At 54.6% G+C, this 10,957-nt stretch carries 10 protein-coding genes and 1 tRNA gene; 9 read left to right on the top strand and 2 right to left on the bottom strand.

Annotated features, from left to right (window positions below):
* Window positions 1–106: 106 nt before the first annotated feature.
* Window positions 107–183 (top strand) — tRNA-Met (locus tag ACR0C9_RS18430).
* Between the two features lie 395 nt (window positions 184–578).
* Here ACR0C9_RS18430 and ACR0C9_RS18425 read toward each other — a convergent pair.
* Together ACR0C9_RS18425 and ACR0C9_RS18420 are read right to left on the bottom strand one after the other, a co-directional pair.
* Window positions 579–1,292, bottom strand: coding sequence for a response regulator (locus tag ACR0C9_RS18425; protein ID WP_170624502.1), 714 nt, complete (start codon window positions 1,290–1,292; stop codon window positions 579–581).
* Window positions 1,285–3,516 carry an ATP-binding protein gene (locus ACR0C9_RS18420; RefSeq protein WP_480781644.1) on the bottom strand — a complete coding sequence of 744 codons (2,232 nt, stop codon included), beginning with the start codon at window positions 3,514–3,516 and terminating at the stop codon, window positions 1,285–1,287. The genes ACR0C9_RS18425 and ACR0C9_RS18420 overlap by 8 nt, the downstream gene beginning before the upstream one ends.
* A 259-nt stretch (window positions 3,517–3,775) precedes the next feature.
* Here ACR0C9_RS18420 and ACR0C9_RS18415 point away from each other — a divergent pair, with 259 nt between their 5' ends.
* The 8 genes from ACR0C9_RS18415 to ACR0C9_RS18380 all read left to right on the top strand — a co-directional run bounded on the left by ACR0C9_RS18415 (window position 3,776) and on the right by ACR0C9_RS18380 (window position 10,459).
* Window positions 3,776–4,615, top strand: coding sequence for an alpha/beta fold hydrolase (locus tag ACR0C9_RS18415; protein WP_480781643.1), 840 nt, complete (start codon window positions 3,776–3,778; stop codon window positions 4,613–4,615).
* Window positions 4,616–4,688: 73 nt separating this feature from the next.
* Entirely contained in the window at window positions 4,689–5,519 is an 831-nt protein-coding gene (locus ACR0C9_RS18410; RefSeq protein ID WP_170455022.1) for a class I SAM-dependent methyltransferase, read from the top strand.
* A 115-nt stretch (window positions 5,520–5,634) separates the two neighbouring features.
* The gene (locus ACR0C9_RS18405) at window positions 5,635–6,000 is read left to right on the top strand and encodes a group I truncated hemoglobin (RefSeq protein ID WP_170455020.1); all 366 of its coding nucleotides are present in this window, start codon (window positions 5,635–5,637) and stop codon (window positions 5,998–6,000) included.
* Entirely contained in the window at window positions 5,997–7,019 is a 1,023-nt protein-coding gene (locus ACR0C9_RS18400; protein ID WP_170455018.1) for an adenylate/guanylate cyclase domain-containing protein, read from the top strand. Before ACR0C9_RS18405 ends, ACR0C9_RS18400 begins: the two co-directional genes overlap by 4 nt.
* A gap of 267 nt (window positions 7,020–7,286) precedes the next feature.
* Window positions 7,287–8,378: a tyrosine-type recombinase/integrase gene (locus ACR0C9_RS18395; RefSeq protein WP_480781646.1), complete on the top strand. Its 1,092-nt coding sequence runs from the start codon at window positions 7,287–7,289 to the stop codon at window positions 8,376–8,378.
* A gap of 471 nt (window positions 8,379–8,849) precedes the next feature.
* Window positions 8,850–9,476: a hypothetical protein gene (locus ACR0C9_RS18390; RefSeq protein WP_480781642.1), complete on the top strand. Its 627-nt coding sequence runs from the start codon at window positions 8,850–8,852 to the stop codon at window positions 9,474–9,476.
* 127 nt (window positions 9,477–9,603) lie between these two features.
* Window positions 9,604–9,795, top strand: a complete 192-nt coding sequence (locus tag ACR0C9_RS18385; protein WP_480781641.1) for a helix-turn-helix transcriptional regulator — start codon at window positions 9,604–9,606, stop codon at window positions 9,793–9,795.
* 10 nt (window positions 9,796–9,805) lie between these two features.
* On the top strand, window positions 9,806–10,459 hold the full coding sequence (locus ACR0C9_RS18380) for a helix-turn-helix domain-containing protein (protein WP_480781640.1): 654 nt from the start codon (window positions 9,806–9,808) through the stop codon (window positions 10,457–10,459).
* Window positions 10,460–10,957: the final 498 nt, after the last annotated feature.

The raw sequence follows: 10,957 nt of genomic DNA, 5'->3' as shown, positions 1-10,957 counted from the left end.
ACTGCCGCGCCAATGGTACTTGGGCTTAAGCCCCGGGAGAGTAGGTCACCGCCAAACCTAGTAAAAGCCCATATCTCTCTTACGATCGAAACAAATCTGACTCTGACGCGGGATGGAGCAGCCCGGTAGCTCGTCAGGCTCATAACCTGAAGGTCGCAGGTTCAAATCCTGCTCCCGCAACCAGTGTCAGAAAACCCCAACCCAGCCCGTTCAGACTACTATTGATCCACTGGATCAATTGCTTAACGTCTTCACCTCGTCGTTATCAGGGCTTTCGCGGCCCCACTGCAGCCACGGTCCCTTCAAACCATGACCTGATAGTCAAAGGTGCAATTCCTACGCCCGAAACCATTACAGTCGAACGCAGTGTCAGACGAGCCGCTTCAGAGCGCACAGGTTGAACCTGTTCCTCCCGGAATAGTCTTTCCGTACGCCGTTCACCTCTGGCAATACTTTGAAGCCGCGCCTAACCAGTCGACGGGTAAGTTACACTAGAATTCGGGGTTTAAAGCGCTTGCGCGATCGACATAAATGGTGCCGTGTAATGCAACTTGCGCACAGCCCCCAAGAACCGCCAATCACTTGGGATCATATAAATAGCCAATTCCCCTAACGGTCCTGATGATTTCAGGCTTTTCGGGGTTGGTCTCCAGCTTGCGGCGTAATCTTGAGATTCTGATGTCGATGCTGCGGTCGAAAGGGTCCCAGGTGCGGTCATGGGCCTGTTCCAGTAGCTGATCCCGGTTCAAGACACGCCCTTTGTTTTCCGCAAAGACCTTGAGTAGACTGTACTCCATCGCCGTGAGCTGAACCTCGGTCCCGTCCGAGGAAAGAAGCTTTGCTGCCTCTTTATCCAAAGTGTAATCGCCAAAAAGCGCGTAGTCTTCACCGGGTTTTACAGAAGGCGCGCTGTCATTCATCGAACCGCGACGCAGGATGGCCTTGATCCGGGCTTCCAGTTCACGCAGGTCAACGGGTTTGCCCAGATAGTCGTCGGCCCCCATTTCAAGGCCGATGATGCGATCCACCACGTCGCCTGCTGCGGTCAGCATGATCACCGGAGTTGTATTCTCGGGGCGAAGGGACCTCAGGATCGAAAGGCCGTCTTCTTTCGGCATATTGATGTCCATGATCATGACGTCCACGGGTTCAGCGGCAGCAATTGCCCGAAGCTCTTCGCCTCCGGATGCCGCCGACACCTGGTAGCCGCGTTTGCTGAGGTATTCCTGCAGCATTTCGCGCACGTCGATTTCATCATCGCAAACCAGGATATGGGTTTTTTGATTATCCATCTGCTTTGTCCTTCCGGTCGGCAATCAGCTTCCCGACAAGTGTTCTGAGCTCAGTCGGCGAGACCGGTTTTTCCAGATAGGGCAGGCCGGAGTCCTGCAACAACCCCAAGGAGCTTTCGCCCATCGTGTCGCCGGTGATATATGCGGTTCTGGGCAGCATGTCGGGGAAGCGGGACACCAGCGCCTCGTATATCTTACGGCCATCTACGTCAGGCATGTTCAGATCGCTCAGGAAAACGTCATAAGCGGCGGATTGCAGGCGGTTCAGCGCCTCTTCGCCAGATGAGACGAAATCGACGTGAAAGCCTTCTCTCCTGAGAATTTCAGCATTCAACTCGCCCACCTCGACCTCGTCATCCACCACCAACACGCGGTGTTGAGCCACGGTCGGGACTGGGTCGTGCGGTTCATCAGCCTCATCTGTGTTGGACACCGCAACAGGCAGCGTGATCCGAAAACAGGTGCCCGACAGGACAGTTTGATCAAGCCTGATCTGCCCGCCATGAGACAGCACGATCCGGTGGCAAAAGGCCAACCCGATCCCGGTTCCGTCGCCAACCTCTTTTGTTGTGAAGAAGGGCTCAAAAATGCGGGGGCGGATGGATTTGGGAATTCCGGGGCCGTTGTCTTCGACCGTCACCTCGACCATTCCTGCGCCGGGATTGGCCGCCGCCGACAGGGTGATCCGGTCGCCAACACCGCTGGAAGTCATGGCCTGTTCTGCATTGAATATCAGGTTCAGGATGACCTGCGTCAGTTGATCGGCGTCCCCGGCAATCGGCGGCAAATCGGCGGGCAGGTTGCGTGTGATGCTGATCTCGCCCGAGGTGCTGCCATAGCCCGCAACATCTGCGGCGGTTTCGATCATACCGGGTACATCGACCTGTTCGATCTTGCTGGGCTGCTGGCGTGCCATCGCTAGAAAAGTCTTCACGATCTTGGCGCAGCGTTCCGCGGCACTGCCGATTTTTTCGATCCGGGCGGTCAGGTCGGGGTCCGTAATCTCTTCTTTCAGCATCAGCGAGTGGCCCACAACAACTGACAGCGGGTTGTTCAGTTCATGCGCGACGCCTGCCAGCAGCTCACCCAAAGCGGACATCTTTTCGTTCTGGAACAGCAGCTCTCGCTGTTTTTCAAGTTCTGCTTCGATTGCCAGTTCGTCCGTCAGATCGCGGGTATTGGAAACGATGACTTCTTCGCCGTTAAATTCAATAAGGCGCGAAGAATCCGCGCCCCAGAACCTGCGCCCCTTTGCATCCACAAATTCCATGCGCCGGTCTTTCAGCGCACCTGCTTGTCGAAGGTCCTTTAAATAGCGATCCCGTTCTTCGGGGTCTGCGTAGTAGGATTTGGAACTTTTGTTGTCACCAAACAGCGCCTTGATTTCCGGCGTGGCAAATAGAACCTCGCCAGTGTCGGCATGCGTCATGTTGATAGCGGCCGGATATGCCTCCATCACCTGCCGGATCAGGGCGTCGGCTTCTTTCTGAACAGTCAGATCGATGATGCTGGTGACGATGACCTCTTCGCCCTTGTAGTCGATCAATTGCGAAGAAATGGACGCCGGAAAAGTCTTACCCTGCGCGTTCACCAGATCAAGCTTGTAATCTTCGACCTGACCGTCAGCCAACAGCAGAGTAATAAAATCCGCGCGTTCTTCGGGGTTCAGATAGTGCTCTCGCGCAGATCTGGACGGCCCGAACATCTGCAGGGCCGCCGGCGTGCGATACAGGATCTGTCCGTCGCCAATCCGGGCCATTGTCACCACTGCCGAACTGGCGTCCAGAACCTGTCGGATCAGAAGATCGCCGTCGCGTTCTTCCACCTCGGCCTGTTTGCGGTCGGTAATGTCCTCGCGGGTGACGACAAAGCCGCCCAGCTTGGTGGGATGGACCGAGACCAGATAGGTGCGCCCGTCCGTTTCGGTCAGTTCAAAATCCTGAATGAACTCGATCCCGTTGACCAGCCTGTCTGAAACCCATTGCTGTTCGTTGCCTATGGCGTCAGCGTAGATCCCCCGGCGCGCGGTCTCGCGCATAAGGATTTCCCAATCCAGACCGGGCTCCAGCAGATCGGCAACCCCCTTGTTCATTTCGGCATAGCGCTGGTTGAACATCACAAGGCGACGGTCGTCATCATAAAGGGCGAACCCTTCCTTGAGCGATTCAATGGCGTCGCGAAGAAGGTCTCGTGCCTTCTCAATCTCTTCAAGATTGTTCGCCATGCCCATCGTCATCCTGATTTTCTAAGATACCATTGTTTCAGTGCCATTTCAAAATCGGCCTCTTGTGTTTCAATTGTTTCACAGCGCGCTCCGCCGCGCCAGCTTCAGCCCGAAAGCTGGTTGTTTTCGAACCGGATAGCCAGTTGTGTGAACCACTTCACCAAGCAACAACTGAAACACTTTGCGCCGCATTCAGAAATCACATTGAAACAATGAAAGGTCAGTTATTGCCCATCACAAACGCAATTGGGTAAGTACGATGACTATTTCATTTAACACTTCTGAACTCACCAACGCTCCTATTGTCGCGTTGCATTCTTCTGCTTCTAACGGCGGGCAATGGGGGCCGCTGGCAGCGGATCTGGACGGCCGCTTTTCGGTTCACGCCTTTGATCTGCCCGGCTATGGCCAAGCGCCCCTTACAGGTGACGCGTCCCGGACCGGTGCGGCCGTTTCCGCCATGCCGGTCATCCGCGAAATCGAAGCGATGGGTCGCCCTGTCCATCTGGTTGGGCATTCCAACGGTGGCGGTATCGCGATCAAGATCGCGCTGATGCGCCCGGATCTGGTGAAAAGCCTTACGGTTTACGAACCCGCCGCCTTTCATTTCCTCAAGCATGGGACTGAAGACAGCAAGGACCTGTTTCGGCAAATTCAACTGGTTGCGGCCATGGTGACGGCGTCGGCAGCAGACGGCAATCCCGCTGCGGGTATGCGTCATTTCCTGGACTTCTGGAATCAAAAGGGGTTCTGGGATGCGCTTCCAGCGCCTGCGCAAGATCGGTTCAGCGGGATGATCGCGTCCATCATGACCGACTTTGCCAATGGGTTTGCCGAGACCTGGACATTGAAGGATTTGGCCGGGATCGAAGTTCCGACGCTTGTCATGACCGGTCTGGAATCTCCGGAAATCGCTCAGCACACGTCGGTTGCGATCGCCAAGGCCCTGCCCAACGCACGGATCGCGCTGCTGCCAGAGCTGGGCCATATGGCACCGGTCTTCCAGCCCGACTGGGTCAACCCAAGAATTCTTGAGCACGTGGCCAGTGCGGAACGGCCCGTCATGAATATCAGCTGGCCGGATCGGAAAGCTGCTTAACCCGCATGTGACGATGCGAATTTTTCAAAACCCGCTGGTGTCAGGCCAGCATACCATCAAAAGGAACAAAATCATGGGTATTCAAACAGCTATCGCCTCTACAACAGACTTTACGGCAATCAAGGCCAAGCAAAACGTTGCCTGGGGATCTGGAGATTACAGCAAGGTTGGCGTCACCCTTCAAATCACCGGCGAAGAGCTTGCCGAGGCCATGGACATGACCCCAAGCGCCAAGGTGCTGGATGTCGCGGCCGGGAATGGCAATGCCACTCTGGCCTTTGCGCGGCGCTTTTGCGACGTGACCTCGACCGACTATGTCGAGGCGCTGTTGGAGGCCAGCAGCCAACGCGCAAAGGCAGAGGGCCTGTTCGTGACCTACAAGGTGGCGGATGCGGAAAACCTGCCCTTTGCGGATCAGTCGTTCGACGCGGTTGTGTCCACCTTCGGGGTGATGTTCACGCCCAATCAACAGCAATCCGCGGCCGAACTTCAGCGCGTGGTCAAACCCGGCGGCAAGATCGGCATGGCGAACTGGACACCCGAAAGCTTTATCGGCCAACTGTTCAAGACCATCGGCAAGCATGTGCCGCCGCCCGCTGGTGTGAACTCCCCCGCGATGTGGGGCAAACAGGACTGGGTCGAGGACACCTTTGGAGACAAGTGCGAGGTTATTTCCTTCCGGCGCAAGAACTTTATGTTCCGCTACCGCTCGGCCGAGCATTTCCTGGAATACTTCCGGACGTTCTATGGCCCCATGCAAAAGGCCTTTGATGCGCTGGACGAAACGGGGCAGGCGGCATTGCAGGCCGACCTTATGGCGCTGATCGAAAAGTTCGACATCTCGACCAACGGTTCCCTGTGCATCTCGTCCGAATATGCCGAAGTCATCGCCCAGCATCGCTGACGGTGTGACATGGAAACTCAACGCTCTTGCGGTTTTGCACCCGAGGGCGTTGAGACTTGGCGACCAAGGCATCTGGGTCGCGTTTCTTTATCAGTTTGTCAAAAGGGGTTTCGAAATGGCTGAACGCACACTTTACGAGAAATACGGCGGGTTCTCGAAGATCAGCAAGATCGTGATCTCATTCTACGACACGCTTTTGGACAATGATGAGGTTGGCCCCTTCTTCGATCATGTGGACATGACCAAGATGGTCGATCACCAGACCAAGTTCATTGCCTCGCTGCTAGGCGGTCCGGCTTCTTACACAGACAACCAGTTGCGCCAGCTGCATTCTCACCTTGAAATCACGAATGCGCATTTCGATGAACTGGAAACGGTGTTGCAAGACGCTTTGCAAAAACACAACGTGGCTACAGAAGATATTGCGGCCGTTGTCGCCGAATTCGCGAAACGGCGCCCTCTGATTGTAGGTAAGCCATGACTATTGCAGCCATAAACGAACAACTGCTTCGCGCCATTGGCGTGGGCGTTGCCCTGCTCGACCGCCAGACACTGCAGTTCGGTTTTCGAAACGACACGTTTGACGAATGGTTCAGCGGCGACACCCCGTCGGACCAGTTGCAACAGCTTTTTCCAGATCTTGATACCAGCGCGGTGCAGCAAAGCCTGCATGAGACTGGGCGGCATACGTCCGAGATCAGTTTCAAGAAAAAGCGCCGAACGCTGGTCATCGCGCTCGACTTCACGGTGGCGCATGATGACGTGCTAGTTCTGGTCTGCCAGAACATCACCCGCATTAAAGAGCTGGAATCCATGATCGATTCCTATTCGATGATGGTCGAGCGCAACACGCGCGAGTTGAAGCGCGAAAAAGAGCAGGTCGAAAAGCTGCTGCTCAACCTGATGCCACGGTCGGTTTACGAAGAATACAAAACCTTCGGCGTCGTCACGCCGCAGCTATACGATCCGGTATCCGTCCTGATGCTGGATTTCGTCGGGTTCACTGAAATGGTCGCCGCGCAAGAACCCAGCGTTACCGTTACGGAACTGAACGATATCTACAGCGCCTTTGATCGCATTGGTGAGCAATTTGGTTGTGAGCGCATCAAGACAATCGGGGATGCTTATATTACCGTGGCGGGCCTGCCTGATCCGACGCCGGATCATGCCAAGGCGATTGCCAACACGGCCATTCGGTTTGTGCGCTACCTGAACCGCCGCAACCTCAGCCATCCGCATCAGTGGCGGTGCCGCATCGGGTTGGCGTCAGGGTCTGTCGTTGGGTCCGTGGTGGGTATTCAGAAATATGTCTACGACATCTTCGGCCCCGCCGTTAATCTGGCTTCACGGCTTCAGGAATTCTCGGATCCGATGCAGATCACGGTTCAGGATGAGGTCGCGGATATTCTCAAAGATCAATTCGACCTCGAGCCAATGGGGTCCAAGGCAATCCGTGGATTTGATGAGCAGGAGGTCTGGCGTCTGGCCGACAAAAGCTGATGTCACAGCATCTGGCAAAACCCCAAAATCAGACCAACGCATACTGGGGCGAGATCGCTCTTGACGCCCACTTGACCTTCACATAGGAAAGCCAAACCGTGAGCGGGTATAGCTTAATGGTAAAGCCCCTGCCTTCCAAGCAATGATGATCAGTTTCACTGAGTATCGTGTAGTTGCTATATCTTTCATTTAGTTCAATAATATGTTGCACCACGTATCATGTGGCAGCAGCTGCTATCATACCGTTTCCGACAAAAAGCCGATAAAATGCCAAAGCTCACAGAGACATTCGCACGCAAGGTTCCGCAGACAAAACAGGGCACCGCTAAGCACTGGGATGGCGAGATAAAGGGGCTTGTGCTCTTCGTCGGGAAACAGTCAAAGACCTGGTACTTCCAGAAAGACGTTGGAGGCCAAACGCGGCGTGTTTTGATCGGGCGCTACCCGATGATTTCCGCAGATACTGCTCGACAAACTGCACTGGGATATGCGCTTGACTGGGGCAGGGGAGCGGGCAAGCGTATACAGATCGGAGCGCCGACGCTTGAGACAGCCATGGAAACCTATTTGGCACGTCCCAAACTTCGGTCTGAGGCTCACCGATCCGGGGTGCGTCAGCAGTTCGAGCTACATTTGAAAGATTGGCTGCGACTGCCGCTGGATGAGATAACCAAGTCGATGGTGGTTGAGCGTCACAGATCCATGGCAGCAACGCCATCTTCGGCAAATCATACGCTGAAATACTTTCGGACGGTCTGGAACCATGCACGGCGCATCCATGATCTGCCGGAAAGCCCAACGATGGCTATTGAGTGGTTTGAAGAAAAGCCAGAGGGCGCGATCATCGAGGACCTAAGTATCTGGCGCCAATCAGTGGACGATCTGTACAACCCCATCCACAAGATCTTTTACGAGCTGCTTTTGTTCACAGGCTTTCGCAAAACCGAGGCACTGACGCTCGAATGGAACCATATCCATGAAGATCACATCCATTTGCCGATGACAAAGAATGGTCGCAGCTTTGATCTTCCCATTTCACAGGTGCATCACGAGATACTGGCCCCTGTGCGCGGTCTGCATAGGCAATGGGTGTTTCCGTCACCCAAATCCCCCACAGGCCATCTGAAAGGGCCTGAACGTATGCAATGGTCCAGCCATGCCCATCGTCGGACCTTTGCAACGGTCGCAATGGAGGCAGGGATACTCGAAGAGATAGTTGGCCGTTTGCTGAACCACACTCCGCTTTCGATCACCGGACAACGCTACGTGAAACCGTCCCTCGATGCGCTTAGACCGGCGATGGACACAGTGTGCGACGAACTCAGCGCTCGTATTGAGCGGAAGCGGACAGCTATTTGATTGATGGCCAAACAGGAGGTCGCTTCGGTGTCAAAGGACAAAAAGATCTACCCATGGAAACCATTGAGAGCGGACCTTCAAGGGCAACCACGCCGCAAACGAGGCCCCTATGATAAGATCTTGTGGGACTATTCAGCCTGCGCGTTGGGTGAGCCGAAGATCGATCTTGCGGTCTTTCGGAACGTTACACACAGGATCTGTCCGAATGGGCGTTTAGCACCGACGTTGAATGGCCAGAGCTTGCAGTGGCACAGCGGGCTTAGCTCTCTGTGTCGTCCAGAGATTGAAGGCCAAGTTGGGGCTGCAGCAAAGCTACACCAGGAGCACACTCAGCGGCTGTTTCTCAAATGGCGCGAGAGGGACGATCGTCACGAAGGCCGTTACGACTCGCCTCCGGAACCTGAAAGCAGACGGCCAGCGCGTCGCGGTGCGCATTTGTGCCCGGGGCTGCCTATCCCAGATCGGGAGTTCTTGAGTGAGGCCTATCTGTCGCAAGTCTTGCGACCTTATGCGAGAGCAGAGTACGAATGTCGCCAGATCTTTTGGCGGCATTTGCAAGAAGGGCACAAGCGAGGACACTGGATTGGGTTCATGCCAACAGATACAGGCATTTATGTTCCCATGATGCCAGGTACGGGTTTTGGCACAAGCGGCCACTATGAAATCGACAGGGCGACCTATCTTCACGGCTTTGGAATAGCAGAAAGTGAGTTAGGGTTAGAGAGCTACCCACACTCCGATCCATATCCAGGGCAGAGCACCTGGATGTTTGTTGGTGCAGAGCAGTTGGCAGATTACATGCTGGTTGCTGAATCCAATTCGACTGAACAGGAGGAAACGGCCAATCGCGTTGAAACAAGCGAAGAGCGTCCGGTCAAGGTGCGGCCGCGCGGGCGTCCAAAAGGAACTGGTTTTGAGAAATTAGATGCACCTTTTGTTGAAGAAGGAGCTCAGATGCTTCGCGATGGGGTGGTAAACAGTGCTAGAGCGGCGGCGAGAGAGCTAGTTGCCATTCACCGCGACAAGACTCCCAATCATGGGAGTGACGCTGCTATCAAAAGGCTTGCGAGAAAAATAAGGCGGGCATTAGATGAATAAATCATTGATTTATAATCAAAAATAATTATCCTCGATTTCTTATCACTTTTGCTGATTTATACGGACACGACATTCGAGTTCGGTCTTGCGACACTGCACGCAGTATCAGCGTAGCAGGAGAAACGAGATGGCGACGAGCGAAACTGAAAGAGATCGGCTGTTGACGCGAGTCGAGGTTGAAGAGCGTTTTGGGATATCTAAACGATTTTTGGAGCTGAGTGCGCTTCGGGGTAGTGGCCCACGTTTTGTGCGTGTTGGTCGCCTGGTTCGCTATAGGCTGGCAGACATCCATGCCTGGATCGAAGAAAACACGGTGTAGATTAGTGCAAATGGAAAAGCCTCAGAACACCGCCGCGTTCGGCAAGTTGCGGTTCATCTGGAAACGGCAGGTCAACGAAGATAGCAACCTGTCACGTGGTGCCAAGCAAATGGCTAGCTGTTTGTGTGATAGCTTTGTGAACAAGGAAACCGGGCGCTGTTGGCCGAAAAATGCGACACTGGCAAAGCGTTTGGGCGTCGATAAGAGAACAGTGCAGCGATACGTCAAGATGCTGGAACAGGCAGGATACCTTCGCCGGGTCAAAGTTCGGAATGCGCACCGGGCGCACCAGATCTGCCTGCCCGACCTAAAGGGTGACAGCAGGGGTGACAGCCTGTCGCCCCGGGAGGTGACATTGCTGTCGCTCAAGGGTGACACAGCTGTCACCCCCTATAAGAACCAAGGAAAGAACATAAAAGACAGCAGCGCGGTTGATCGGTCGATTTCATGCCTCCTGATATCCGATCTTGAGCGCGGTGCTCTGGCGAGTTGGAAGCTCTGGTTCGAAAACCACTGGCCGGGTGACGACATCGAGCTTCTGCAATTGCTGAGAAGAGCTGGGAACTACCTGTTGCCTTCGCGCTTTCCGAAAGACGAAGACACAGCTCGCTACCTCGCATTCTTCGAATGGGTCACGGCAACGAATGGTGAAGAGCTCGGCTAGGACAGGTTACACAGTGCCATCGCATTGCCGAGCTAAAACCCCGAGGGGGGGTATCAAAAGTTGCGGGCATTAAGCCAAGGGACCGGCGGGGGTAATCAGATTTTTCCGCGGGAAAGTTTTAAGGGGGGGGGCTACAGGCAACGGGCGGAAAGCAGACCTTCGCTACTCTCGCGAAATAGCCATTCGCATTCTTGGTTAGCGGCCATTCGACAGCGGTTGCATGAATTGACCTATTGGTCCGCTTGAGCACGCCAACAGAGAAAACACCAGACGGTGTCGGCCTGGCGATCTCATCAGGATGTTTGATTGCCGATTTCGCGGCTTTACAACCCGCTTCGCGATTACGGTACAACTCTGTCGCGGCCTGACCAAGAGACTTCAGTGTTTTCGATTAGTGAGTGGCAACCTATTATGGTGTTGTTAAATATGTAAAATCCCTTTGGGCGCAGGGATCCCAACTGCGCTGTGAATATTTATGCTTTCTAAATATACAAATTC

This window comes from Ruegeria sp. C12 (assembly GCF_056537745.1).
This window is presented reverse-complemented; position numbering and strand designations above follow the sequence as displayed.